Annotated in this window: 23 protein-coding genes; 13 read left to right on the top strand and 10 right to left on the bottom strand. The window is 68.3% G+C overall.

Annotation, left to right across the window (positions count from 1 at the left end; all coding sequences use genetic code 11):
• Positions 1 to 39 precede the first annotated feature (39 nt).
• Genes ACLIVD_RS05045 through ACLIVD_RS05030 form a run of 4 tightly spaced genes read left to right on the top strand, consistent with a single transcriptional unit; the run spans position 40 to position 2,712 of the window.
• Positions 40 to 792, top strand: coding sequence for an SDR family oxidoreductase (locus ACLIVD_RS05045; protein ID WP_283352984.1), 753 nt, complete (start codon positions 40 to 42; stop codon positions 790 to 792).
• Entirely contained in the window at positions 789 to 1,664 is an 876-nt protein-coding gene (locus ACLIVD_RS05040; RefSeq protein WP_005563754.1) for an NAD(P)-dependent oxidoreductase, read from the top strand. Before ACLIVD_RS05045 ends, ACLIVD_RS05040 begins: the two co-directional genes overlap by 4 nt.
• Positions 1,661 to 2,053 (top strand): carboxymuconolactone decarboxylase family protein, encoded by a 393-nt coding sequence (locus ACLIVD_RS05035; RefSeq protein ID WP_005244588.1) that lies wholly within the window; start codon positions 1,661 to 1,663, stop codon positions 2,051 to 2,053. The genes ACLIVD_RS05040 and ACLIVD_RS05035 overlap by 4 nt, the downstream gene beginning before the upstream one ends.
• Positions 2,050 to 2,712 (top strand): class I SAM-dependent methyltransferase, encoded by a 663-nt coding sequence (locus ACLIVD_RS05030; protein ID WP_283352982.1) that lies wholly within the window; start codon positions 2,050 to 2,052, stop codon positions 2,710 to 2,712. Before ACLIVD_RS05035 ends, ACLIVD_RS05030 begins: the two co-directional genes overlap by 4 nt.
• On the opposite strand, the gene ACLIVD_RS05025 is transcribed toward ACLIVD_RS05030, so the two are convergent.
• The 6 genes from ACLIVD_RS05025 to ACLIVD_RS05000 all read right to left on the bottom strand — a co-directional run bounded on the left by ACLIVD_RS05025 (position 2,688) and on the right by ACLIVD_RS05000 (position 8,605).
• Positions 2,688 to 3,776: a prenyltransferase gene (locus tag ACLIVD_RS05025; RefSeq protein ID WP_283330527.1), complete on the bottom strand. Its 1,089-nt coding sequence runs from the start codon at positions 3,774 to 3,776 to the stop codon at positions 2,688 to 2,690. The two genes, ACLIVD_RS05030 and ACLIVD_RS05025, sit on opposite strands and share 25 nt — an antisense overlap.
• Positions 3,773 to 4,513 carry a class I SAM-dependent methyltransferase gene (locus ACLIVD_RS05020; protein ID WP_491932053.1) on the bottom strand — a complete coding sequence of 247 codons (741 nt, stop codon included), beginning with the start codon at positions 4,511 to 4,513 and terminating at the stop codon, positions 3,773 to 3,775. The genes ACLIVD_RS05025 and ACLIVD_RS05020 overlap by 4 nt, the downstream gene beginning before the upstream one ends.
• Positions 4,507 to 5,754, bottom strand: a complete 1,248-nt coding sequence (locus ACLIVD_RS05015; protein ID WP_283330525.1) for a glycosyltransferase family 4 protein — start codon at positions 5,752 to 5,754, stop codon at positions 4,507 to 4,509. Before ACLIVD_RS05015 ends, ACLIVD_RS05020 begins: the two co-directional genes overlap by 7 nt.
• Positions 5,755 to 5,843: 89 nt before the next feature.
• Complete coding sequence (locus ACLIVD_RS05010) at positions 5,844 to 6,707, bottom strand: LLM class F420-dependent oxidoreductase (RefSeq protein ID WP_283330524.1); 864 nt, start codon at positions 6,705 to 6,707, stop codon at positions 5,844 to 5,846.
• A gap of 201 nt (positions 6,708 to 6,908) precedes the next feature.
• Positions 6,909 to 7,823, bottom strand: coding sequence for an SDR family oxidoreductase (locus ACLIVD_RS05005; protein ID WP_491932052.1), 915 nt, complete (start codon positions 7,821 to 7,823; stop codon positions 6,909 to 6,911).
• Positions 7,820 to 8,605 carry an SDR family oxidoreductase gene (locus ACLIVD_RS05000; RefSeq protein WP_491931483.1) on the bottom strand — a complete coding sequence of 262 codons (786 nt, stop codon included), beginning with the start codon at positions 8,603 to 8,605 and terminating at the stop codon, positions 7,820 to 7,822. Before ACLIVD_RS05000 ends, ACLIVD_RS05005 begins: the two co-directional genes overlap by 4 nt.
• A 79-nt stretch (positions 8,606 to 8,684) precedes the next feature.
• On the opposite strand from ACLIVD_RS05000, the gene echA20 reads away from it, so the two are divergent.
• From echA20 to ipdC, 4 genes are read left to right on the top strand one after another with little or no spacing between them, the layout of a single operon-like run.
• Complete coding sequence (echA20, locus tag ACLIVD_RS04995; RefSeq protein ID WP_491931484.1) at positions 8,685 to 9,461, top strand: (7aS)-7a-methyl-1,5-dioxo-2,3,5,6,7,7a-hexahydro-1H-indene-carboxyl-CoA hydrolase; 777 nt, start codon at positions 8,685 to 8,687, stop codon at positions 9,459 to 9,461.
• Positions 9,462 to 9,466: 5 nt separating this feature from the next.
• Positions 9,467 to 10,357 carry a cholesterol ring-cleaving hydrolase subunit IpdA gene (ipdA, locus tag ACLIVD_RS04990; RefSeq protein ID WP_491932051.1) on the top strand — a complete coding sequence of 297 codons (891 nt, stop codon included), beginning with the start codon at positions 9,467 to 9,469 and terminating at the stop codon, positions 10,355 to 10,357.
• Positions 10,354 to 11,115 (top strand): cholesterol ring-cleaving hydrolase subunit IpdB, encoded by a 762-nt coding sequence (ipdB, locus tag ACLIVD_RS04985; protein WP_491932050.1) that lies wholly within the window; start codon positions 10,354 to 10,356, stop codon positions 11,113 to 11,115. The genes ipdA and ipdB overlap by 4 nt, the downstream gene beginning before the upstream one ends.
• Positions 11,112 to 12,173, top strand: a complete 1,062-nt coding sequence (gene ipdC / locus ACLIVD_RS04980; protein ID WP_491932049.1) for a (3aS,4S,5R,7aS)-5-hydroxy-7a-methyl-1-oxo-octahydro-1H-indene-4-carboxyl-CoA dehydrogenase — start codon at positions 11,112 to 11,114, stop codon at positions 12,171 to 12,173. Before ipdB ends, ipdC begins: the two co-directional genes overlap by 4 nt.
• 77 nt (positions 12,174 to 12,250) lie before the next feature.
• Here ipdC and ACLIVD_RS04975 read toward each other — a convergent pair whose 3' ends face one another.
• Together ACLIVD_RS04975 and ACLIVD_RS04970 are read right to left on the bottom strand one after the other, a co-directional pair.
• Positions 12,251 to 12,532: a DUF2277 domain-containing protein gene (locus ACLIVD_RS04975; protein WP_005258716.1), complete on the bottom strand. Its 282-nt coding sequence runs from the start codon at positions 12,530 to 12,532 to the stop codon at positions 12,251 to 12,253.
• Between the two features lie 115 nt (positions 12,533 to 12,647).
• A complete protein-coding gene (locus ACLIVD_RS04970; RefSeq protein WP_283330517.1) occupies positions 12,648 to 13,874 on the bottom strand; it encodes a glycosyltransferase family 87 protein in 1,227 nt (408 codons plus the stop codon).
• 137 nt (positions 13,875 to 14,011) lie between these two features.
• Between ACLIVD_RS04970 and ACLIVD_RS04965 the strand changes: the two genes are divergently transcribed.
• Entirely contained in the window at positions 14,012 to 14,605 is a 594-nt protein-coding gene (locus ACLIVD_RS04965; RefSeq protein WP_283330516.1) for a PadR family transcriptional regulator, read from the top strand.
• Between the two features lie 25 nt (positions 14,606 to 14,630).
• On the opposite strand, the gene hutC is transcribed toward ACLIVD_RS04965, so the two are convergent.
• Complete coding sequence (hutC, locus tag ACLIVD_RS04960; RefSeq protein WP_283330515.1) at positions 14,631 to 15,395, bottom strand: histidine utilization transcriptional repressor HutC; 765 nt, start codon at positions 15,393 to 15,395, stop codon at positions 14,631 to 14,633.
• Positions 15,396 to 15,500: 105 nt separating this feature from the next.
• Complete coding sequence (locus tag ACLIVD_RS04955; RefSeq protein ID WP_283330514.1) at positions 15,501 to 20,195, bottom strand: NAD-glutamate dehydrogenase; 4,695 nt, start codon at positions 20,193 to 20,195, stop codon at positions 15,501 to 15,503.
• Positions 20,196 to 20,419: 224 nt separating this feature from the next.
• On the opposite strand from ACLIVD_RS04955, the gene ACLIVD_RS04950 reads away from it, so the two are divergent.
• Genes ACLIVD_RS04950 through hutG form a run of 4 tightly spaced genes read left to right on the top strand, consistent with a single transcriptional unit; the run spans position 20,420 to position 25,822 of the window.
• Complete coding sequence (locus tag ACLIVD_RS04950; RefSeq protein ID WP_283330513.1) at positions 20,420 to 21,856, top strand: purine-cytosine permease family protein; 1,437 nt, start codon at positions 20,420 to 20,422, stop codon at positions 21,854 to 21,856.
• 59 nt (positions 21,857 to 21,915) lie between these two features.
• On the top strand, positions 21,916 to 23,592 hold the full coding sequence (gene hutU / locus ACLIVD_RS04945; protein WP_283330512.1) for a urocanate hydratase: 1,677 nt from the start codon (positions 21,916 to 21,918) through the stop codon (positions 23,590 to 23,592).
• A 47-nt stretch (positions 23,593 to 23,639) separates the two neighbouring features.
• A complete protein-coding gene (gene hutI, locus ACLIVD_RS04940) occupies positions 23,640 to 24,863 on the top strand; it encodes an imidazolonepropionase (RefSeq protein WP_283330511.1) in 1,224 nt (407 codons plus the stop codon).
• Entirely contained in the window at positions 24,860 to 25,822 is a 963-nt protein-coding gene (gene hutG / locus ACLIVD_RS04935) for a formimidoylglutamase (RefSeq protein ID WP_280778910.1), read from the top strand. Before hutI ends, hutG begins: the two co-directional genes overlap by 4 nt.
• The last annotated feature ends 18 nt before the right edge of the window (positions 25,823 to 25,840 follow it).

Below are 25,840 nucleotides of genomic sequence, written 5' to 3'. Positions count from 1 at the left end.
CGCCGGCGAGCCGGCCCGACAACACAGGAGTCAATCGATATGGGACGTTTCGACGGGAAGACCGCCATCGTCACTGGCGCCGCGCAGGGCATCGGCGAGGGCTACGCGCGCGCCCTCGCCCGCGAGGGCGCGAACGTGGTGGTGGCCGATCTCAATGCGGAGCTCGGCCAGACGGTGGCCAAGCAGATCAGCGCGGACGGCGGGACTGCGGTGTTCAAGGATGTCGACGTCGCCGACGAGGACTCGGCGAAGCAACTCGCCGAGTTCACGGTCGAGAAGTTCGGCGGCATCGACCATCTCGTGAACAATGCCGCGATCTACGGCGGCATGAAGCTCGATCTCCTCATCACCGTGCCGTGGGACTACTACAAGAAGTTCATGGCCGTGAACTTCGACGGCGCCCTCAACGTGACCCGCGCGGTGTGGCCGCACATGAACAGCGGCGGTGGCGGGTCGATCGTCAACCAGTCGTCCACGGCCGCCTGGCTGTACTCGGGTTTCTACGGACTCGCGAAGGTCGGGATCAACGGCCTCACCCAACAACTCGCCCACGAGGTGGGTGGCATGAACATCCGGGTCAACGCCATCGCGCCCGGACCGATCGACACCGAAGCCACCCGCACCGTCACGCCGGGAAATATGGTGGCAGACATGGTCAAGACGTTGCCGCTGAAGCGAATGGGCACCCCCGACGACCTCGTCGGTGCCTGCCTGTTCCTGCTCTCCGACGAGGCGAGCTGGATCACCGGGCAGATCTTCAACGTCGACGGCGGACAGATCTTCCGCGCATGACCACGACCGAGCAGGTATCCGTCGGCTACATCGGCCTCGGGAACATGGGTGCGCCCATGGCCAAGCGGCTGCTGGACCGCCCCGGCGGGCTCATCGTGTGCGACACCCGGCCGGAGGCACTGGAACCGTTCGGCAAGGCGGGCGCGAAGGTGACGTCGAGTCCGCGGGAGGTGGCGGAGAACGCGGACGTCATCTCCGTGACCGTGCTGAACGACGAGCAGGTGCGCGCGGTCGTCACACAGCTCCTCGACACCGCGCGGCCGGGCACCGTCGTGGCAGTGCATTCCACCATCAGCGACGTCACCGCCGTCGAACTCGCCGACCGTTGCCGTGCGCACGGCGTCGACCTGATCGACGCGCCCGTGAGTGGCGGCGCACCCGGCGCCCACAAGGGGAAGCTCGCAGTGATGGTCGGGGCGAGCGACGACGCGTTCGAGAAAGTGCGGGAGCCGTTCGGGCACTGGGCCGAACTCGTCGTGCACGCCGGAGACGTGGGCGCGGGAACGCGGATGAAGCTGGCCCGCAACCTGCTGCACTTCGTCTCGTTCACGGCCGCCGCCGAGGCGCAGCGGCTCGCCGAGGCCGCCGGTCTCGACATCACCGAACTCGGGAAGGTCGTCCGGCACACCGACGCGATCACCGGTGGCGCCGGAGCGATCATGCTCCGCGACACCACCGACGCGCTCGACGAGACCGACAACTGGTACCCGATCATGACCCACGTCCGCGATCTCGGGGAGAAGGACCTGTCGCTGGCGATCGGGCTCGGCGAACGACTCGACGTCGCGCTGCCGCTCGCCCGGCTCGCGCTCACGGGCCTGGGTCCTGGACTCGGCGTCGACAGCACCGTGGACAAGAAGGAGCAACCATGACCGACGACACCCGCACCCGTGGCCTGGCCATGATGGAGAAGGTCTACGGATTCGAGATGCAGGACGGGCCCGGCGCGCATTTCGCCGTCACCGCCGACCACCTGTTCGCCGACATCTGGTCGCGGCCCGGGCTGAGCATCCGCGACCGCCGGCTTCTCCTCCTCGGTGCGCTCACCGCGCAGGGGCTCGTCGACGTCGCCGAGATCCAGGTGGGGGCGGCCCTGCACAACGAGGAACTGGACGAGGACCAACTCCGGGAGATCGCGCTGTTCCTGTGCCACTACGTGGGCTGGCCGTTGGGAACGAAACTCGACTCGATGATCGGCGGGGTGCTACACAAGCGGAAGAAAGCGGCCAGAGCGGCCGCCCCGGACGCAGAGGCCACATGAGCACCGAATACCTGACACCAGAGCTTCTCCGACTCGCCGACTCGACCCCCGGCTTCATGCCGGAGGACGAGGGGACGGCCCTGCACGAGGCCGCGATGCAGTACCTGTCTCCCGGCGGGGTGGGCGTCGAGATCGGCACGTACTGTGGTCGTTCGACGATCTATCTCGGGGCGGCGGCGAGGGCACGGGCCGCCCGCATCGTCACGATCGATCACCACCACGGTTCCGAGGAGCATCAGCCCGGCTGGGAATATCACGAACCGGCGTTCATCGACCCACATACCGGTCTGCTCGACACGGTCGGCCGGTTCCGGCACACGATGGCCGACTCGGGGCTCGAGGACTACGTCGTGGGTGTGCTGGGCCGGTCGTCGACGGTGGCGACGTTCTGGCGCACTCCCGTGAACTTCGTGTTCATCGACGGCGGCCACACGTCGGAGGCGGCGTCGGCGGATCTCGAGGGGTGGGCGCCGTGGGTGAACGTCGGCGGCGCCCTGGTGATCCACGACGTGTTCCCGGACCCGGCGGACGGCGGACGCCCGCCGTTCGAGATCTACGAACGTGCCCTGGCGACAGGACAATTCAAGGAGACGTCCGTCACCGGTTCGCTGCGCGTTCTCGAGCGGGTGGGCGGTCAGACAGGCGAACCGCTGGCGTGACAGTAGTCGCCGCAGCGGTCGAGGCCGATCGGTAGTCCCACGGGCAGCGCCGCGTCCCGGAAGATCCCGTGTCCGGGCGTGGTGCGGGACAACGCGTCCGCGGCGAGGATCATCGCCCCGCCCGTCCACGTGGTCTGCTCGACCGGCCACCGCTTGCCGTCGCTGTAGACGAGCCCCGTCCAGTACGAGCCGTCCGGATCCCGCAGGTGCTGCATGGCGGTGAACTGCGCGAGCGCGCGGCTGTGTTCCCCCATCGCGTCGAGCGCCAGCACCAGTTCACACGTTTCGGCGCCGGTCACCCACGGCCGGTGGTCCACGCAGCGGATGCCGAGCCCCTCGACCACGAAGTCGTCCCACCGCGACGCGATGCGGTCCGACGCGACCTCACCGCGGACTGCACCCCCGAGGATCGGGTAGTACCAGTCCATCGAGTATTCGTCCTTGATCGCGAACGACTCCGGGTGCTGCCTGATCGCGTGACCCAGGGTGTATTTCGCGAACTCCCATTCCGGCTGCGGGTCGTCGACCAGCCGCGCGAGGAGCAGCCCGCAGTGCAGGCTGTGGTGAATGCTGGAGTTCCCGGTCAGCAGCGCCTCGGGGCAGTCCTGTCCGTTCTCGCCGCGGGCCCACCAGATTTCGCCGCTCGACGACTGCATGTCGACGACGAAATCGAGACCGCCCTGCACGGACGGCCACAGGGCGTCGACGAAATTCCGGTCACCGGTGACGAGGTAGTGGTGCCACACCCCCACCGCGAGGTAGGCGCAGAAGTTGCTGTCGGAATCGTGATTCTCCACAGCCCCGTCGCGGAACTTCATCGGCCACGAACCGTCCGGTCGTTGCGTGCGCCGCGACCACTCGTACGCGCCCTCCGCCTCGTCGGTCAGGCCGGCGACGGTGAGTGCCATGGCGGATTCGACGTGATCCCACGGGTCGGTGTGCCCACCGGGAAACCACGGCAGCGCCCCCGACGACTCCTGCGCTGCCGCGATCGACCGTGCCGTCTGCCTGACCTGGCTCTCCGACAACACGTTCGGAACCGACGGGACGCCGGCGGCTCTCACCGCGGCGCCTTCACCACGCTCGGTTCCCTCGGCTTCTCGAGGTAGAACACGACGCTCTTGCCGACCACAGGGTTGAGGACCTTCTCGGCGGTGCGCGTGAGCCAGGGGGCTTTCATCATGTCCCACACCAGAACCTGGTGGTACGCCTTCGCGAAGGGGTTGTCGTTGTTCTCCACCCCCACCGCGCACTTGAGCCACCAGTACGGTGAATGCAGGGCGTGGGCGTGATCCCGTCCCCGGACCTGCAGGCCGGCGGCCGTCAGCTTCTCCGCCAGCTCGTCGGCGCGATAGATGCGGACGTGGCCACCCTCCACCTCGTGGTACGCGTCGGACAGCGCCCAGCAGATCTTCTCCGGCAGCCACCGCGGAACCGTCACCGCCGCAACACCACCCGGCTTGAGAATGCGGGCCAGCTCGGCGATGGCCCGGCCGTCGCGGGGCACGTGTTCGAGGACCTCGGAGATGAGGACCACGTCGAACGTCGCATCCTCGTACGGCAGGTTCAGCGCGTCGCCGACCTCCACCCGAGCCGCGGCTCCCGCCGGGACCTCACCGACCTCGGCCATCGCCACGAACATCTTCTCGACGTCCGCGAGTTCGTCGGCGTTCTGGTCGAAGGCGATGACGTCGGCGCCGCGTCGATACAGCTCGAACGAGTGCCGTCCGGCGCCCGCCCCGATGTCGATCACCTTGTCGCCGGGCTTCACACCCAGCCGGTCGAAGTCCACGGTCAGCACGGTCGGCCTCCTTGACGGGTCTGCGCTATCGCATCGGCATAGGTCTGCGCGGTTTTCGCGGCCACGGCGGCCCAGCTGTAGCGCTCGAGCACGCGTCGACGGCCACCGTCACCGAGCCGGGCCCGGCGCTGCGGATCATCGAGTAACGCGCCCAGCACGTCCGCGAGTTCCTGGGGGTCGCCGGGCGTCACGAGCACACACGCCTCCTCGTCCGTTCCCACCACCTCGGGAATGGCGCCGGCGCGGCTCGCCACCAGCGGGGTGCCACACGCCATCGCCTCGACGGCAGGCAGCGAGAAGCCCTCGTACAGCGACGGAACGCACGCGACGTCGGCCGATGCCAGCAGCGACGCCAGTTCGGCGTCGTCGATACCCGACACCGTCCGCACGACGTCGCCGATGGCCAGCTCCTCGATGAGCTTCTCCGTCACTCCCCCGGGTGCGAGCTTGGTGACCAGCACCAGTTCGACGGTGCGCTCGGTGTGCACCTTCGCGACCGCCTCGAGGAGCGTCGACACCCCCTTGAGGGGCATGTCGGCGCTGGCGACGCACACGACGCGGCCCGGAACCCGGGCGGCGGCCGGGGGTCGGAAGACCTCGGTGTCCACACCCAGCGGGATGGTCTGCAGGTTGTCGGCGGGAACGTCGAAGGCCGCGCTGATGTCGTCGGCGGAGGACTGCGACACCGTCAGCAGTGCGGGGATGGCACGCGCCACCCGCTTCTGCATCCGCAGAAATCCGTACCAGCGCCGGACCGTCACCTGGCGCCACCACTTCGCCGACGCCAGGTCCAGCTCGCGGTCGCGGGTGATCGGATGATGGATGGTGGCGACGACGGGGAGTCCGGCCTTCTGGAGTTGCAGCAGCCCGTAGCCGAGGCACTGGTTGTCGTGCACCACGTCGAACTCGTCGGCGCGCTCCTTCAGCAGTCGCGCAGCGCGGAGGCTGAACGTGAGCGGCTCCGGGAACCCGGCCGTCCACATGGTCGCGACCTCGAGCACGTCGACGGCGTCGCGGAACTCGCGCGGGTGCGGCGTTCTGAACGGATCCGGCTCGCGATACAGGTCGAGGCTGGGGACCTTCGTCAGCGTCACCCGCGGGTCGACGTCCGGGTACGGCTGCCCCGAGAACACCTCGACCTGATGGCCGAGTTCGACCAGCTCACGGCTGAGATGGCGTACGTACACACCCTGCCCACCACAGTGGGGCTTGCTTCGATACGACAAGAGTGCGATGCGCACGGACTTCGGCCTCTCCTCGAGCAGTTGGCAAGCAATACTAGAACACGTTCCTACTCGGGTGTGCCCTCATCCCATCCAACCGCACTCACTCACCCCACCGCGGTCGACTCGCGCAATCCCTCGAGTTTTCCGGCCAGGCGCCCCAAGTACGCCAGGACGTCTTCCTCGCTCCGGTCGGGCAGTCCGTACACGACCTCGGTGACGCCGAGGTCCTTCCACCGCCGCAGTTTGTCCATGTCCGGCTTGCCGTCGAGCACGACGATCCGCGGTTCGCCGTCCCGGCCGGCCTCCCGCCACATCCGCTGTAGCGTGGCGACGCGGTCGTCGATGTCCTGCTCGATCGGAGTGGTCATCCACCCGTCGGCCGATTTCACGATCCATCGGAAGTTCTTGTCGTTGCCGGCGGCGCCGACGATCACCGGAGGCACCCGGGACGGCTTGGGCCACGCCCAGCTCGGACCGAAGCTCACGAACTCGCCGTCGTAGGACGCCTCGTCCTGCGTCCACAGCGCACGCATCGCCTCGAGGTACTCGCGCAGCATCGTCCGGCGTCGTCCGGGCGGAACGTTGTGATCGGTGAGCTCGTCGAGATTCCACCCGTACCCCACGCCGAGGATGACCCGTCCGCCGCTGAGGTGGTCGAGGGAGGCGATCGTCTTGGCCAGCGTGATCGGGTCGTGCTCGACCGGCAGCGCCACCGACGTCCCCAGTTCGATCCGCTCCGTGACCGCCGACGCCGACGCCAGCGCCACCCACGGGTCGAGGGTGCGCATGTAGCGGTCGTCGGGCAGCGACGCGTCGCCTGTCTGAGGATGCGCCGCATCGCGTTTCACCGGAATGTGCGTGTGCTCGGGCACGTAGAACGAGTCGAATCCGTTTGCCTCTGCACCCCTCGCAGCCGAGGCCGGCCCGATCCCGCGGTCACTCGTAAACAACGTAATGCCGAATTTCACGAATTCTCCTTGGCCGTGATCCTTTTCCTTCTTGCACACTAACTTCTGGACACCTGTTTATCAATGTGTCCAAACAACTCTCCAGTTCTCCACGCAGCCGGACGAACGGGACGCTCGTTCGACCTGAGGCGACGGGCGTCCCGTTCGTCCGGTGCAGGTGAGTGGCAATGCGTGCCCCAGCACACTTCGCCACTCACCTGCTCAGGCGCCGTAGACCGGGAGCGGGGTTTCGGCCTTGGCGAGGAGGTCGGCGACGACGGGCCCGATCTCCTTCGGTTCCCAGCGCGCACCCTTGTCCTGGGTGGGGCCGTGCCGCCAGCCCTCGGCGACGGTGATCTTGCCTCCCTCCACCTCGAACACGCGTCCGGTGACGTCCTTCGACTCCGTGCTGCCCAGCCACACGACGAGCGGGGAGATGTTCTCCGGCGCCATCGCGTCGAACCCCCCCTCGGGCGCGGCCATCGCCTCCGCCATCGCGCCGCCCGCGCCGACGGTCATCCGGGTGCGTGCGGCCGGGGCGATCGCGTTGACGGTGACGCCGTAGTTGTTCAGTTCCGCGGCCGCCTGAATGGTCATCTCCGCGATCCCCGCCTTCGCGGCGGCGTAATTGCCCTGCCCGATCGAACCCTGCAGTCCGGCACCGGAACTGGTGTTGACGATCCGGGCGTCGACCGGGTTGCCCGCCTTCGCCTCGGCCCGCCAGTACGCGGCGGCGTGGCGCAGCGTCGCGAAATGCCCCTTCAGATGCACGCGCACGACGGCGTCCCACTCCTGCTCGCTCATCCCGACGAGCATGCGGTCGCGCAGGAACCCGGCATTGTTCACCAGCACGTCCAGGCGTCCGTACGTGCCGATGGCGGTGTTGATCAGGTTCTCGGCGCCGGCCCAGTCCGCGACGTCGTCACCGTTGACGACGGCCTCGCCGCCCGCGGCGACGATCTCCGCGACCACCCGTTCGGCCGGACTCTCCCCGGTCGCGGAACCGTCGATGCCGGCTCCGATGTCGTTGACCACCACCTTGGCGCCCTCGGCGGCGAACGCCAGCGCGTGGGCGCGTCCGATTCCGCGTCCGGCGCCCGTCACGATGACGACGCGACCGTCGACCACTCCACTCATGCCTTCTCCTCTGTAGATGCTGTCGCTGTAGATGCTGTCGCTGCCGCCAGGAAGGCGGGACGTTCTCCGCCGCCGTGGACGGTCAGTGTCGAACCGCTGACGTACGCCGCCAGCGGTGAAGCCAGGAACACCGCGCAGTTGCCGATGTCCTCGGGGCAGGCCATCCGGCCCAGCGGGACCGTGTCCCCGACCGCCGCGATCCCCGCCTCGTCGCCGTAGTGCAGATGCGCGAGTTCGGTGCGGACCAGGCCGACGACCACCGAGTTGACCCGCACCTTGGGCGCCCACTCGACCGCGAGACTGCCGGTGAGACTGTCGACCCCCGCCTTCGCCGCACCGTATGCCGCGGTGCCGGGCGACGGTCGCGAGCCGCTGACGCTGGAGATGTTCACGATCGCACCACCGGAATCCTGCTTCTGCATCACCGCATTCGCGACCTGCGACACCAGCAGCGGGGCGAGCAGATTCAGCTCGACGATCTTGGAGTGGAACTTCGGACTCGCCTCCGCCGCGAGCGCGAACGGTGCGCCGCCGGCATTGTTGACCAGGACATCGAGCCGGCCGTGCCGCTCGACGATCCGGTCGACGAGACCCTGCACCTGCCCCGGATCACGGATGTCGCACGGCAGGAATTCGACCACCCGGCCGTCCACCTCCACCGGCGCCTCCCCCGGCCGGCGGGCGCAGGCCACCACCGTCGCGCCCGCCCGCAGGAACGTGCGGCTGATGCCGGCGCCCACCCCGCGAACACCGCCGGTCACCAGCACGACACTTCCGGTCATGTTAGAACCTGTTTCCATCGTGCTACCCTACCAAGCAATTGCTTGGTGAGTGAAGTCGCGGCGTGGAGGAGAAAAGAAAATGGGGATCCGGACTGAAAATGAGACCGGGGGCATCACCACGGTCACCGTCGACTACCCGCCCGTGAACGCCATCCCGTCCCGGGGCTGGTTCGAGTTGGCCGACGCCGTACTCGACGCGGGCCGGAATCCGGACACCCACGTGGTGATCCTGCGAGCGGAGGGACGCGGGTTCAACGCCGGCGTCGACATCAAGGAAATGCAGGCCACCGACGGTTACGGCGCGCTGGTCGACGCCAACCGCGGCTGCGCGGCCGCGTTCGCCGCCGTCTACGACTGCGCCGTGCCCGTCGTGGTCGCGGTCAACGGATTCTGCGTCGGCGGCGGCATCGGCCTGGTCGGGAACGCCGACGTGATCGTCGCGTCCGACGACGCCGTCTTCGGACTACCCGAGGTCGACCGCGGCGCACTCGGCGCCGCCACCCACCTCGCCCGACTCGTCCCCCAGCACATGATGCGCACGCTGTACTACACGGCGCAGAACGTCACCGCCCAGCAACTCCAGCACTTCGGATCGGTGTACGAGGTGGTGCCGCGCGAAAAACTCGACGACACCGCCCGCGACATCGCCGCCACGATCGCGGCCAAGGACACCCGGGTCATCCGCTGCGCCAAGGAAGCCATCAACGGCATCGACCCCGTCGACGTGAAGACCAGTTACCGCCTCGAGCAGGGCTACACCTTCGAACTCAACCTGGCCGGCGTCTCCGACGAGCACCGCGACGAGTTCGTCGAAACCGGCAAGCCCCGCTCGAACTCGAACACCAGGAAAGGCTGACATCGATGGCGAGCAAACGCGACAAGAGGATCTCGCTCGACGACGCGGTCGGGCAACTGCGCAGCGGAATGACCATCGGCATCGGCGGCTGGGGTTCGCGCCGCAAACCGATGGCACTGATCCGGGCGCTGCTGCGCTCGGATCTCACCGACCTCACCGTCGTCACCTACGGCGGCCCCGACCTGGGGTTGCTGTGCTCGGCGGGCAAAGTCAGGAAGGCGTACTACGGTTTCGTGTCCCTCGATTCGGCCCCGTTCTACGACCCGTGGTTCGCGAAGGCCCGCACCGCGGGTGCGATCGAGGTCCGCGAAATGGACGAGGGCATGGTCAAGTGCGGCCTCGAGGCCGCCGCCGCCCGGCTGCCGTTCCTGCCGATCCGCGCCGGGCTCGGCTCCGACGTCCGGGCTTTCTGGGGCGAGGAACTGCGCACCGTCACCTCCCCCTACCCCGACGCGTCCGGCACGCCCGAGACGCTGATCGCGATGCCCGCCCTCAATCTCGATGCGGCCCTGGTCCACCTGAACCTCGGCGACAAGCACGGCAACGCCGCCTACACCGGAGTCGACCCCTACTTCGACGACCTGTACTGCGCGGCCGCCGAGAAGCGATTCGTCTCCGTCGAACGGGTGGTGGAAACCGAGGAACTGGTGAAAACCGTTCCACTGCAAAACCTCATCCTCAACCGCATGATGGTCGACGGCGTGATCGAGGCCCCGCACGGCGCCCACTTCACCCTCGCCGGCGACAGCTACGGCCGCGACGAGAAATTCCAGCGCCACTACGCCGAATCGGCGAAGACCCCGAAGGCGTGGCAGCAGTTCGTCGACACCTACCTGTCCGGCAGCGAAGACCACTACCAGGCCGCCGTGAAAAAATTTGCCGAGGAGCAGGCATGAGCGAGACGACCACCGACGTCACCCGCGCCGAGTACTGCGCGATCGCGTGCGCCGACATCTTCTCCGGGGCAGGCGAGATCATGGCCAGCCCGATGGCAACCCTGCCCCTGATCGGCGCCCGCCTCGCGCGACTGACCACCGAACCCGACCTGCTGATCACCGACGGCGAGGCCCTGATCTTCGCCGACACCCCCGCCGTCGGCGCGAAGGCCCCCATCGAGGGCTGGATGCCGTTCCGGAAGGTCTTCGACGTCGTCGCCTCCGGCCGCCGCCACGTGGTGATGGGCGCCAACCAGATCGACCGACACGGCAACCAGAACCTGTCGGCGTTCGGTCCGCTGCAGCAGCCGACACGGCAGATGTTCGGCGTCCGCGGCGCCCCCGGCAACACGATCAACCACCCCACCAGCTACTGGGTGGGCAAACACACCCCGCGGGTGTTCTGCGACAAGGTCGACATCGTCTCGGGCGTCGGCTACGACCAGATCGACCCGGAAAACCCCGCCTACCGCTTCCACCACCTGCACCGGGTGGTGAGCAACCTCGGGGTGTTCGACTTCGGCGGACCCGACCACACCTTCCGGGCGCTGTCGCTGCACCCCGGCGTCACCGCCGACCAGGTCACCGAGAACACCTCGTTCGAGGTGGCAGGACTCGCCGACGCCGGCACCACCCGCGCACCCACCGACGACGAACTACAGCTGATCCGCGAGGTCCTCGACCCCCGCAACCTGCGCGACCGGGAGGTATCGGCATGAGCACCCTCCGCACCGCGCTGACCGAGCTGGTCGGCGTGCAACACCCGGTGGTCCAGACCGGGATGGGCTGGGTGGCCGGACCACGACTCGTCGCCGGCACCGCCAACGCCGGCGGCCTCGGCATCCTGGCATCGGCGACGATGACCTACACCGAACTCGCATCGGCGATCACGAAGACCAAGACCCTCACCGACCAACCGTTCGGGGTCAACATCCGCGCCGACGCCACCGACGCCCCGCAACGCATCGACCTGCTCATCCGGGAGAACGTGCGCGTCGCGTCGTTCGCGCTGGCACCGAAACAGGAACTGATCGCGAAGCTCAAAACCGCCGGCGTGGTCGTCATCCCGTCGATCGGCGCCGCCAAACACGCCACGAAGGTCGCCTCGTGGGGCGCCGACGCCGTGATCGTGCAAGGCGGCGAGGGCGGCGGGCACACCGGCCCCGTGGCCACCACCCTGCTGCTGCCCTCGGTGCTCGACGCCGTCGACATCCCCGTCATCGCCGCCGGCGGCTTCTACGACGGACGCGGACTCGCCGCCGCCCTCGCCTACGGCGCCGCCGGCATCGCGATGGGCACCCGCTTCCTACTCACCCAGGAATCCACGGTCCCCGACTCCGTCAAACAGCAATACCTCGCCCGGGGACTGCAGGACACCACCGTCTCCCGCAAGGTCGACGGCATGCCCCACCGGGTCCTCAACACCGACCTCGTCAACAGCCTCGAACACTCCGGCAACATCCGCGGCCTCGCCGCCGCCGCCCGCAACGCATCCAAATTCAAGACCATGACCGGCATGACATGGTCGACACTCGTCAAAGACGGCCTCGCCATGAAAAAGTCCAGCGACCGCACCTGGCAGCAGATCATCATGGCCGCCAACACCCCGATGCTGCTCAAAGCCGGGCTCGTCGACGGCAACACCCACGCCGGCGTCCTCGCCTCCGGACAGGTCGTCGGACTACTCGACGACCTACCCACCTGCAAGGACCTCATCGACGGCATAATCGCCGACGCCATCAAACGCATCGACACACTCGGCGCCCTCCGCGCCTGAACCAACGGGACGCTCGTTCGATCTGACACAACGAGCGTCCCGGTCGTCCGGCTAAGAGGCGGCGGCCTTTGCCGCGCTCAGCTGGATGACGCGGCCTTCGCCGCGATGCGCGCCCGGACCTCCGGCCGGCGCAGCGGGGGCACCGTCTGCGGCGGCTGCTTCCGCGGCGGCAGTGCCGCGAGCAGCTTCGTGGTGGCCTCGGTGACGACGGCTACCGCCTCCTCGAAGGGCTCACGGTTGGCGTCCGACAGCTTCTGTATCCCGCTGACCTTCCGGACGTACTGCCGCGCCGCCGCCTCGATCTCCTCCGCGGTGGCCGCCGGTTCGAGTCCGCGCAGCTCGGTGATGTTTCGGCACATGACTCGACGATAGCGCCGCCCGGCCGTCTCCGCGGCTCCTCGGCGCTGGGCGAATGTACCTTTGGGCGCACCTGAGGCGCCGGAAGGTACATTCGCCCGCCGGGGTGGCGCTGCCTCAGCTGCGGGCGGGCTCCAGCGCGTCTTCGTCCGCGGGCACGACGTCCGTCTCGACGTCCGGGAGCGGGGTGCGGGACCGTGCGGCCACGACGGCCGCGCCGAGCAGGACCAGCGCGATGAGGCACTGCGAGCTTCCGATCACCTCACGCACGGCCGCCTCCACCCAGCCCGACGACGAGGACTGCAGGACGAAGTTCGGGCCGATCAGGAAGATCAGGGTCGCGGCGCCGATCAGGGGTCGCCAGCTGCGGTACTGCGGTGCGATCAGGATCGGGATCAGCAGGATGCTGTACGCCCAGTGGTGGGTGACGGCGAACGGCGCGGCGAGCAGCGATGCCAGGGCGACGATCGCCAGCGCGATCAGGTGCTCACCGGAACGGGTGAAGCGGTACGCCGACCACGCCGCGGCGGACACGATGACGGCCGCGCTGAGCACCCAGAGAATGCTGGCCAGCCGGCCTTCCGCCCCGAGCCGCGCGATGACGCCGGTGACGGCCTGGTTGCGGAAGAAGTCGGGCGCGCCCGCACGGCCGGTGGCGAAGAATTCGGTGGTCCAGAACCACACCGACGACTGCGGTAGCAGCCAGAAGCCGAGGCCGACGGTGACCAGGATCGTGGCGAGGGATCGTCCGATCGCGCGGAAGTCGCGGCGGACGAGCAGGACCAGGAGAAAGGCCGCCGGAGTGATCTTGACGGCCGCGGCGAGACCGATCGCGACTCCGCGGAACCTCTTCGGGATCGCACCGGTGCAGTCGGCGACCACCAGTGCCATCAGGATGATGTTGATCTGACCGAAGTCGAAGTTCGAGCGCATCGGTTCGAGGAGAAGTACCGGGCCCATCGACAGCAGAGCGAGAAGTTCGGGGCGTGCGACGTCGAGCTTCGACAGCGCCGCCTTGACCATCCACCACACGAGCCCGAGGTTGAGGGCGCACCACAGCGCCTGCAGGACCGCTGGGTCGATCTCCGCCATCGGCGCGAAGAGGATCGCCGCGAAGGGTGCGTAGATGAACCTGAACCCGGAGCTGCTCGGGAAGTCCGCGGAGTAGAGCGGCAGGCCGCTGACGAAGGCGTAGCCGGCGTCGCGGAACACGGAGAGGTCCATCAGGTAGCCCGTCGCCGCATCGAACTCTCGGTAGGCCACCGCCCCCAAGGAGAGGACGCCCACGAGGAGCGTGACGGCGTGGAGACGATAAGCCCTGAACTTCGATTCACTCTGTAACAAGAATTTGTTCTTTCATGATCGGCGTCGTGGTCAACGATCCACCGTAGCGGGCCGTGACCCAATCGTGACAAAGGCGAGGTCGCGGTGCCCGAACCGCGCGCCTTGTCATAGTTTATTTAGACTGATATATTTCAACCATGCCTGCACGCGTCCTCGACAATCCCCTCGTCCTGCCGGTGCTCGGCCTGCTCCTCGAATCGCCGATGCACCCGTACCAGTTGGAGGTCACGCTGCGCGAGCGCAGCGAGGAGGGCCAGTGGCCGCTCAATCGCGGCTCGCTGAACAATGTGGTCGCGGCCCTCGCCTCGGCGGGCTGGATCGAGGAACACGAACGTGCGCAACGGGAAGGTCGGCCCGCCCGCACCGTCTACGCCCTCACCGAGGCCGGGCACGCGGAACTCGTGAGCCGGCTCGACCTCCAGATCCGCAGTGCCGCACGAGAGTTCTCCCCGTTCTTCGCGGCGATCAGCTACCTCGGCGCGCTGGGACGCGAGGGCGCCGTCGACGCGCTCACCGAACGCGCCGAACGACTCACCGCGAGAATCGAATCCGACGAGGCAGGGCTCACCCGAGCGCTCGATGGCGGAGTGCCCGCGCTGTTCGTCGTCGAAGCGGACTACACACTCCACGCGGCGCGGGGCGAACTCGCCTGGATCGCGTCGACGATCTCCGACATCCACGCGGGCCATCTCACCTGGCCCGCATCGCAGACGAAGGACACGCGGCCGTGAGCCCCCGATTCGGCATCTACCCCGGTCAGCCGGTCCCGAACGTCCCTTCGAGCCGGTTCCGCGATCCGGGATGGACGAGACGCGCGGCGCTGACGAGCCCCCGCGAGGACCACGTGCGGCGCCGGATCATCAGGCACGGTTCGGCGCGCTCGATGTGGAGGAGCCGGCATTCCTCGGGCGACGCGAGGATCGCTTCGACGACGTGCTCGCCCCTCGTCAGGGGAGCCTCCACGCTCAGATAGTGATTGGGCGTTTGCTGGGTGAAGTCCTGATCGAGATACCCGGGAGCCTCGGCGGGATTGACGAACCGGTCTTCGAGCTGGATCGGTGTGTCGTCCTCGTAGTGGATCATCAGCGAGTGGAACACCTTGCCGCGGATCGAATCCCGGATGAAGGCGTTCGCCGGATCGGCGTCTTCCTCACGCACGTACACCACTTCGGTTCGATGGCGGTGTCCGCGTTGCTGGATCTCGTCCGCGATGTTCTTGACCTCGAACAGCGGCGACGCCGTCTTCGTGGCCGCCACGAACGTCCCCACACCCATCAGGCGCACCACGAGCCCCTCGGCGCTGAGTTCGCGCAGCGCGCGGTTGATGGTCATGCGGGAGAGGCCGAGAGCGCCGACGAGCTGATTCTCCGAGGGCAGCTGATCGCCCTCCTGCCAGCGGCCGGCATTGATCTGCGACACGATCAGCTGCTTGACGCGTTCGTACGCCGGGGCCGACTCCGTCCCCGGTCCGTTGTACAACGCAGCAAGCTCCGCGTCGACTACTGCGATCTCCACCACCACTGACACCCATCCCTCTGCAACACCGATGAACTTCCCGTGCAGTCGGCCGTTGCAGTCTATCGGCCGACTGCACGGGTAAACCCTCATCGCGCGGTGCGCCTCGTGTCACCTCACCATGCTGCGCAGTTGCCTGGTTGCGACGGAGAGGGCCGCCAGGTCGTGCTCCCCCGATTCCGTGACGGCATCGAGCGTGTGGCGGGCGCGCGCCAGCCGGGCGGCGTTGCGGTCCTCCCACTCCCCGATCTTCTGTTCCGCCGTGTCCACGGCTTCACTGCCCGAGATCACATCGAGGCACAGTGCCCGGACCGTGTCGTACAACTCGTCGCGCAACGACAACCGGGCCAGCGCGTTCCACCGGGTTCCCCGTCCCAGCTGCGAGACCCCCACCAGGAGGTGCACCAACCCGAGGCACTCCCCGAGCCGGTAGTACACCTCGGCCACTTCGCGGGGATCGCGTTGGGTGATGTCGGCGATCTCGACGATGTCCAGCAGCGCGAACCGGTCCAGGAGCAGTTGCACCCGCCCGGCCAGGTCCGCGGGGACACCGCGGGCCACCAGCGCGGCCGTGCGACTCCGGAGGTTCTCCGCGTCCTCACCGCAGAGCCAGCCCGCGACGTGCGGTGTCAGGTCCGCGACGCGGTCACGGAATCGGGCGATCTCCGCCCCGACCGCGAGCGGCTGGGGTCTGCGGGTGAGCATCCATCGCGACGCCCGGTCGAGCAGCCGCCGGGTGAACAGCGTGAGGTCGTCCGAGAGCGCGGCGTCGAGGTCGGCGTCCCGGATGTCGCGCCGGAGGGACGGCAGGTCGAACACGGCCGACACCACCGCGAAGGCCCGCACGGCGTCGGCGCTGCTCGCCCCGGCCTCCTCCCCCAGCCGGAAGGCGTAGGTGATACCGCCGTTGTCGACGACGTCGTTGGTGAGGACCGTCGCGACGATCTCCCGGCGCAGCGGATGGTCGCCGATGGCGTCGCCGAAGGATTCCCGGAGCCTGCGCGGGAAGTACCCGGCGAGTGCGTCCGCGAATGCCGGGCTGTCGGGCAGGTCGCCGGCCAGCAGGTCCGACTTCAGCGCCAGCTTCACGTGCGCCATGAGGGTCGCGAGTTCGGGCGAGGTGAGTCCCGCCTCCGCGCGCTCCCGGGCGGCGATCTCCTTCCTGGACGGCAGCACCTCGATGGCGCGGTCCAGGCCGTAGCGGCCTTCCAGATGGCCGATGAGCCGTCCGTGCACCGTGAGGGACGCGGCGGCGTCGGCCCGGCACGTGCCCAGCACGTCGTTCTGGGCGACGTTGTCGGAGAGCACGAGACGCGACACCTCCCCGGACATGTCGGCGAGCAGACCGGCGCGGTCGTCGGCGGCGAGACGGCCGCCGCTGACCAGGGCGTCGAGCAGGACCTTGATGTTGACCTCGTGGTCGGAGCAGTCGACGCCCGCCGAGTTGTCGAGAGCGTCCGTGTTGATCCGCCCTCCGGAGCGGGAGAATTCGATGCGTCCCAGCTGGGTGAAGCCGAGGTTGCCGCCCTCACCGACCACCCGGGCCCGGACGTCGGCACCGTCGACGCGGACGCCGTCGTTACCCTTGTCCCCCACGTCGAGATGGGTTTCGGTGCCCGACTTCACGTATGTTCCGATGCCGCCGTTCCACAGCAGGTCCACCGGTGCCCGCAGGATCGCGCGGACGAGGTCGGGTGGGGACAGTTCGGTGGTCCCGGGGCTCAGTCCGAGTGCGCGCCGCGCCTCCTCGCTGATCGGAACACTCTTCCTCGACCGTTCCCACACACCGCCGCCTGCGCTGATCAGACCGGGCGCATAGTCCGCCCACGACGACCTCGGCAGCGCGAAGAGTCGTTCCCGCTCCGCGAAGGATGTGTCCGCGTCGGGGTTCGGGTCGAGGAACACGTGCCGGTGGTCGAATGCGGCGACGAGCCGGATGTGCGGGCTCGCGAGCATTCCGTTGCCGAACACGTCGCCGCTCATGTCGCCGATCCCGACGGCCGTGAACTCCTGCGACTGGGTGTCGACACCCATTTCGCGGAAGTGCCGCTTCACGCTCTCCCACGCACCCCGGGCGGTGATGCCGAGCGCCTTGTGGTCGTAGCCGACGGATCCGCCCGATGCGAATGCGTCACCCAGCCAGAACCCGTACTGTGCTGCAACGTCGTTGGCGATGTCGGAGAACGTCGCGGTGCCCTTGTCCGCGGCGACGACAAGGTACGTGTCGTCGCCGTCGTGCCGCACCACCCGCGGCGCCGGGATCACGGCACCGGTCGCGAGGTCCACGTTGTCGGTGACGTCCAGCAGTCCGCTGATGAAGCTGCGGTAGCAGCGAACCCCCTCCGCGCGCTGGGCGTCGCGATCGCGCAGCGGGTCGCCGGTGGGAGCGGGCGGGCGCGCGACGACGAACCCGCCCTTCGCGCCGACGGGCACGATCACCGAGTTCTTGACCGCCTGCGCCTTCACCAGGCCGAGCACCTCGGTGCGGAAGTCCTCCTTGCGGTCGGACCATCGCAGGCCTCCCCGTGCCACGGCGCCGAACCGCATGTGCACGCCCTCGACCCACGGCGAGTAGACGTAGATCTCGAAGCGGGGCCGCGGCTGCGGCAGTTCCGGGATGCGCTGCGGATCGAACTTGAACGACAGGACCTGACGTTCCCGGCCCGAGGGGGCGTAGCGGTTGGTGCGCAGCGTCGCCAGGACCACGTTCAGGTAGGCGCGCAGGATGCGGTCGGCGTCCAGGCCGAGGACGTCGCCGATCGCCGTTTCCAGCGACGCGATCAGTTCACCGCACTCCTCAGCGCCGTCCGGATCAGTGCCGTCCGGATCGAACCTCGCGGCGAACAGCCGGATCAGTGCCTGGGAGATCTCCGGATGATCACCGAGGACCGTGGCGATGTGGTTCTGGCTGTACGGGAATCCACCCTGACGGAGGTACCGCGCGTATGCCCGCAGCACCTCCACTTCACGCCAGTCCAGGCCCGCGCGGAGTACGAGTTCGTTGAAGCTGTCCGTCTCGGCGCGAGATGCCCAGGCCGCGGCGAACGTCTCCGTGAAGCGGCGCGGCAGCGCGTCGTCCACCGGCCCCGGTGACGCGTAGCGGATCCCGAACTCGTACATCCAGCACACCGTTCCGCGACTGTTCGCGACCGTGTACGGGCGCTCGTCGAGGACCGCGACGCCCATGCTCTGCAGGATCGGGAGAACATCGCTGAGGGAGGCGGATGCACCGCCGACGAAGAAGGTGAAGCGCCAGTCCGCCGCGTTCGCGTCGAGCCGGGTATCGATCGCGCCGTCCGTCAGTCTCTCGAACACCACCAGATCGGCGTGGGCGCGCCGGGCGTCGAAATCGTGCTTGTACACCTCCGGGAAATGCTCCGAATAATGGGCGAGGAGTTCGCGTTCGGCTGTGTCGAGTTCGTCGCGGAACCGGTCGTCCCAGGTCCGGCAGGACCGGGAGATTCGACGCTGAATCTCCAGTCGCCGGGTGTCCGTCACCTCGGTGTCCGCCGGGACCCGCATCGTGAAGTGCACCATCGCGAGCGGGTACTCGGACACGTTCGTGGTGTATTCGACTGCGGTGCCGTCCAGTTCGTCCAGCAGGACGCGCTGGGCCGCCAGGCGCGTCCGCGTGTTGTACCGATCGCGGGGAATGAACACCAGCGCCGACATGCTCTCGCCCGGGACGTCCGTGCGCAGGAAGAGGTGAATGTGCTCGCGCGCGGTGATGCCGGCGACCTCGGTGAGGGCCGAATGCAGCGAATCCGGGCTCGCCGCGAACAACTCGGTCAGCGGCAGCGCCTGCACGACCTGCAGGACGGCCTGCCCGGAGAAGGAGTCGATGTCGAAACCGGCACGGTCGAGCAGGGCCCGCACCCGGCGTCCCGCACCCGGGATGTCCAGGACGTTCTCGTGCCTGCCCGCGGGGGTGAACGCGCCGACGAAGCGGTGCTCCACTCCTCCGGCCCTAACTCCGACCACCGACGGGTACGACGACCGGTGCACGGACACCGGAAGCGCCGCCTGCCCGATCGCCAGGACGGGGCCGGGTTCCGCGGCCGGCGCCCGATCGCCCTCCCGGTCGTGGAGCACGCCGAGACTCTCCTCGGGTGCACCGTCGTCGCCGTACCGCGCGTATCCGAGGACGGTGAAGTTGCCCGCCTCGCACCAGCGCAGGAAGTCGGCGGCCTCGCGGAGTTCTTCGGACAGCGAGTCCTGCCCGGTCTGCGAGTCGAGTTGGTCGGAGACCTGGATCTGCAGTTCGCGCATGCGCGCCAGATCCCGGTCCACCCGGCGCACGTCGGCGAGAACGGTGTGCAGCGCCGCGACAAGTGCGGCGACGACGGAGTTCGCGGTGTCGGAGCGCAGACCCACGTGAATCCACGACTCCGCCGTCCCGGAGTCGGAGATCGGCAGAAGGTCGGTGAGGGTGCCCGACTCCGAGCGGCGGGCGACGAGGACCGGATGCAGAACCTCCTCGATCGGGGCGCCGACCCTGGCCGCGGTCAGCAGTACCGATTCGACGAGCAGGGCCATGTCGTCGGTGACGATCTGCACCGCGGGCCCGATCCCGCTGGGGTCTGCGGCGTCGATTCCGCGCACCACCGCGGTCCCGGGGTTCCGGTTCCACCCGGTCTCGAGATGCGTGTTCGCGATGCGATCACGCGCCTGCGGATCTGCGCCGTCGGCGGAGGGATGACCGGCGGTGCGGAGGTAGAGGTCGCGGAAACGCTCGGGCGCTTCCGGAGCGGAAAACTGCTGTTCATCGCGGTCGAGCGAATGTGAGGACGTCGAAATTACTCTCATGTCAGTACCTTCCGTCGGAAGCATCGACACTCCCGACTGGTGCAGTGGTGGGCCGGCACGCCTCTCGGCTGGGTCCTTGGAGAACGCTTGACAGGGGGTTGTCTATACAGGACTATACATCTAAGGCGATAAAAAACGTGAGTCAGAGCACACTGGATTCAGGACATGGGACAGAGCACCCGGGACCGACCAGCTGCCGGACTCGTCACAGAGAGACAAGGCCTATGACACACGAGGGACCTCCCGAGATCAGCCTCGCGCCGGAGCGTCGCACCATCGACGTCGTCCCGGACGACGAGCGCCACGGATCTCCGCGCAGCCAGTTCACACTCTGGTTCGGCGCCAACATGCAGATCACCGCGATCGTCGACGGCGCCCTCGCGGTCGTCTTCGGCGCCGACGCGCTGTGGGCCATCGTGGGCCTGCTGATCGGCAATCTCTTCGGCGGCGCCGTGATGGCGCTGCACTCCGCTCAGGGACCGCGCCTCGGACTGCCGCAGATGATCTCGAGCCGAGCGCAGTTCGGTGTTCTGGGTGCCGTGCTCCCGTTGGTCCTCGTCGTCCTGATGTACCTCGGTTTCGCCGCGACCGGCAGCGTCCTCGCAGGTCAGGCCGTGAACGAGATCCTCCACATCGACAACCCCACCGTCGGAATCCTGATCTTCGGCGCGATGACCGCATTCGTCGCGGTGACCGGATACAAACTCATCCACGTCGTCGGCAAGATCGCGACCGTTGTCGGCATCCTCGGCTTCACCTACCTCGCGATCCGGTTGTTCGCCGAGTACGACGTGGCCTCGTTCGTCGGGATCAAGGGCTTCGACATCGTCACGTTCCTCCTCGCGATCTCGCTCGGCGCCGGCTGGCAGCTCACGTTCGGCCCGTACGTCGCGGACTACTCCCGCTATCTGCCGCGCTCGACGAGCGAGCGGACGACCTTCTGGTCGACGTTCGCGGGCAGCGTGATCGGCTCGCAGTGGTCGATGACGTTCGGTGCACTCGTCGCCGCCGTCGCCGGCGACGCGTTCCTCAGCGACCAGGTCGGGTGGATCGGAGGCCTCGCCGGACCGGCTGTGATCGCCCTGATGATCTACCTGGTGATCCTGGTCGGGAAGCTCACGATCAACTGCCTCAACGCCTACGGCGGATTCATGTCGATCCTCACCACGGTGACGGCGTTCAACGGGCAGTCCCGCATCTCGTCGCGGGCCCGCACCCTGTACATCATCGGGTTCGTCGCCGTGTCGATGCTGATCGCGATCGGTGCCAGCGCCGACTTCCTCAACAACTTCAAGAACTTCGTCCTCGTCCTGCTGATGGTGTTCACCCCGTGGAGTGCCATCAACCTGATCGACTACTACCTCATCTCCAAGGAGCGCGTGGACATCCCGGCGCTGTACGACCCGGAGGCCCGCTACGGCCGCTGGAACAAGACGGCGATGATCTGTTACACCGTCGGCGTTCTCGCGCAGATCCCGTTCCTCGCCCAGAAGCTCTACACGGGACCGGTCACGGACATGCTGGGCGGCGCGGACATCTCGTGGATCGTCGGCATCGTCTTCACCGGCGCCATCTACTACCCGCTCGCGCGGCGCAACAGCAACCCACCCGCGGCCATGATCTACCCCGCACACACCGCCATGGCGGATTCGCGACTGTGAATCACGCTGACACCCAGACTTTTCCCTCTTCCTCGTTCGACCATCAAGGAGTACACGACATGACCACCACGACGCCTCCGGTTTCCGGACCCCGCCACGTGTCGGCGCCCCGCGGCACCGAACTGACGACACTCGGCTGGCAGCAAGAAGGCGCCCTGCGCATGCTGATGAACAACCTCGACCCCGAGGTCGCCGAGCATCCCGACTCCCTCGTCGTCTACGGCGGCACCGGCAAGGCCGCGCGCAGCTGGGAGGCGTTCGACGCGATGGTCCGGACGTTGAAGACCCTGAAGTCGGACGAGACGATGCTGGTGCAGTCCGGCAAGCCGGTCGGCGTGTTCCGCACCAGCGAGTGGGCGCCCCGCGTCCTCCTCGCGAACTCGAACCTGGTGGGTGACTGGGCCAACTGGGAGGAGTTCCGCAAGCTCGACGCCCTCGGCCTGATCATGTACGGGCAGATGACGGCCGGGTCGTGGATCTACATCGGCACGCAGGGCATCCTGCAGGGCACGTACGAGACGTTCGGCGCCGTGGGCCGGAAGCGCTTCGGCGGTTCGCTCGCCGGCACCATCACGCTGACGGCCGGACTCGGCGGCATGGGCGGCGCCCAGCCCCTCGCCGTGACGATGAACGACGGCGTCGCGATCTGCGTCGACTGCGACGTCACCCGCATCGACCGCCGGATCGCGCACAAGTACCTCGACACCAAGGCCACCGACATCCACGACGCCCTGCGTCTCGCGATCGAGGCCCGCGACGCGAAGCGCCCGCTGTCGATCGGCCTCGAAGGCAACGCCGCGGAGATCTTCCCCGAACTGCTCGCCATGAACGCCCCCATCGACATCGTCACCGACCAGACGTCGGCACACGACCCGCTGTCGTACCTGCCGCTCGGGATCGAATTCGCCGACATGAAGGCGATGGCCGACAAGGACCCGGTGAAGTTCACCGAGGACTCCCGCGCGTCGATGGCACGGCACGTCGCCGCGATGGTCGGCTTCCTCGACAAGGGCGCCGAGGTGTTCGACTACGGCAACTCCATCCGTGACGAGGCCCGCAAGGCCGGCTACTACCGCGCGTTCGACTTCCCCGGATTCGTGCCCGCCTACATCCGTCCGCTGTTCGAGGAGGGCCTCGGCCCGTTCCGCTGGGCCGCGCTGTCGGGTGACCCGAAGGACATCGCCGCCACCGACAAGGCGATCCTCGAACTGTTCCCCGAGAACGAGCACCTCAAGCGCTGGATCACGATGGCCGGCGAGAAGGTGGCGTTCGAGGGTCTCCCCGCCCGGATCTGCTGGCTCGGCTACGGCGAACGGCACAAGGCCGGCCTGAAGTTCAACGAGATGGTGGCGTCCGGCGAACTGTCCGCGCCCGTCGCCATCGGCCGCGACCACCTCGATTCCGGCTCCGTCGCCTCCCCGTACCGCGAGACCGAGTCGATGCTCGACGGCTCCGACGCGATCGCCGACTGGCCGCTGCTCAACGCACTCGTCAACACCGCGTCGGGGGCGTCGTGGGTGTCCATCCACCAGGGCGGCGGCGTCGGCATGGGACGGTCCATCCACGCCGGTCAGGTGTGCATCGCGGACGGCACCGACCTGGCCGCCGAGAAGCTGGAGCGGGTCCTGACCAACGATCCCGGCATGGGCGTCATCCGGCACGTCGACGCCGGATACGACCACGCGATCGACGTCGCCAAGGAGCGCGGCGTCCGCGTGCCGATGTCCGAAGGATGACCGCAGGCCCGAGCGACCGCATTTTCGAACCACTGGAAGGAACAGCAGTGACAGCGAACACCTCCCGCTCCACAGTGCTGACCGGCATCGGCACCCTGGTGACCAACGACCCGACAGTGGGGGAAGGTCCGCTCGGGCTGATCCGCGACGCCGCCGTCGTCTTCGACGGCGGCGTGGTGGCCTGGGTCGGCCGCGCCGACTCGGCGCCGGCCGGGGACGTCGGGCACGATCTCGACGGCCGGGCGGTGCTGCCGGGCTTCGTGGAGAGCCACTCGCACCTGGTGTTCGGTGGGGAACGGGCGGAGGAATTCGCGGCGCGCATGGCGGGACAGCCGTACGCGGCGGGTGGCATCCGCAACACGATCGAGGCGACACGGAACGCGACCGACGAACAACTGCAGGCGAACACGCGGCGACTGCTGGACGAGTCCCTGCGGTCGGGCAGCACCACCGTGGAGTGCAAGACCGGGTACGGGCAGACGGTCGCGCACGAACTGCGCAGCACGAGGATCGCGGCGTCCCTCACCGACGAGGTGACGCTGCTCGCCGCTCACGTTCCGCCGCCGGAATACGCGGGGCGGGCCGACGACTACGTCGCCATGGTGTGCTCCGAGATGATCGACGCCTGTGCACCGCAAGCGAAGTGGATCGACGTGTTCTGTGAGACCGGCGCGTTCGACCGCGATCAGGCACATGCCGTTCTCACCGCCGGGATGGCGAAGGGGCTGATCCCCCGCGTCCACGGCAACCAACTCCGCGAGGGACCCGGAGTCCAGCTCGCCGTCGAACTGGGGGCCGCGTCCGTCGACCACGTCTGCTACACCACGCAGGCCGACATCGATGCGCTGGCGCAGAGTTCGACGGTGGCCACGCTCCTGCCCGGCGCGGACTTCTCGACCCGGAACAAGTACCCGGACGCCCGGGCCCTGCTCGACGCAGGTGTCACGGTGGCGCTCGGTGCGGATTGCAACCCCGGCACCAGCTACACCACCAGCCTGCCGTTCTGCATCGCGATCGCGGTGCGGGACATGCACATGACCCCGGACGAAGCCATCTGGGCGGCCACGGCGGGCGGTGCCCGCGCGCTGCAACGTGCCGACGTCGGGGTCCTGCGTCCCGGCGCGCGGGCCGATGCCCTCGCGCTGGACGCGCCGTCGTACCTACACTTGGCCTACCGGCCCGGCGTCCCCCTGGTCAGCGATGTGTGGCGGGGCGGCGAACTCGCCTGGTCCGCGCACACCGGTCACGAGAAAGCGAGGGCCCTGCGATGATGGAGAACCTGTTGATTCCCCCGCCCCCCTGGGTCGGCAGGGTGGACGGCACGTCGAGTCACCACCTCCGCTGGCACCAGGCCGTGACGCCTCTGCACGACGGCGCCGAGCCCGGCGCCTGCGTGCTGATCGGCTTCTCGAGCGACGAGGGCGTGGAGCGGAACAAGGGCCGCCGCGGGGCGGCGCGCGGCCCGGACGCGCTGCGGGGCGCGCTGTCGTCGATGGCGCTCGCCGAGCCGCTCCGCGTCTACGACGCCGGCACCGTCGCGGTCACCGACAATCGTCTCGAGGCCGGGCAGATGGCGCTCGGCTCCGTGGTCGCCGCGACGCTCGACGCCGGCCAGTTCCCGGTGGTCCTCGGCGGCGGCCACGAGGTGGCCTACGGGACGTACCTCGGTCTGGCACAGGCAGCCGTCCGCACACCCAGGCGTCGGATCGGGATCCTGAACCTGGACGCCCACTTCGACCTGCGGTCCGATCCGGTCCCGAGTTCGGGCACACCGTTCCGGCAGATCCTCGAACAGGAGCATGCGTCAGGCACCGCCTTGCAGTACTCCGTGCTCGGCATCAGCCAGCCGAGCAACACCACCGCACTGTTCGACACCGCACGCGGATACGACGTCCGCTACCTCCTGGACGACGACTGCTCGGTCTCCGACCGGCACCGGGTGGCCGTCTTCGTCAGCGAGTTCCTGTCGGACGTCGATCTCGTGTACCTCACCATCGACCTCGACGTCCTTCCCGCCGCGGTCGCGCCGGGAGTGAGCGCTCCCGCCGCGTACGGCGTTCCGGCGGAGACGATCCAATTCGTGTGCGACGCCGTCGCCGCCAGCGGAAAACTCGCGGTGTGCGATGTGGCCGAGCTCAATCCGTCGTTCGACATCGACAACCGCACGGCCCGCACCGCCGCCCGGTTGATCCATCGGATCGTCACGAAACGCATCCCGATCGCGGTGTGAGGTCAGTCGGGAGCGTCC

The sequence above is a fragment of the Rhodococcus sp. G6(2025) genome (assembly GCF_058628105.1).
Note: the sequence above shows the minus strand (reverse complement) of the source record. Positions and strands in the feature narration are given on the sequence as shown.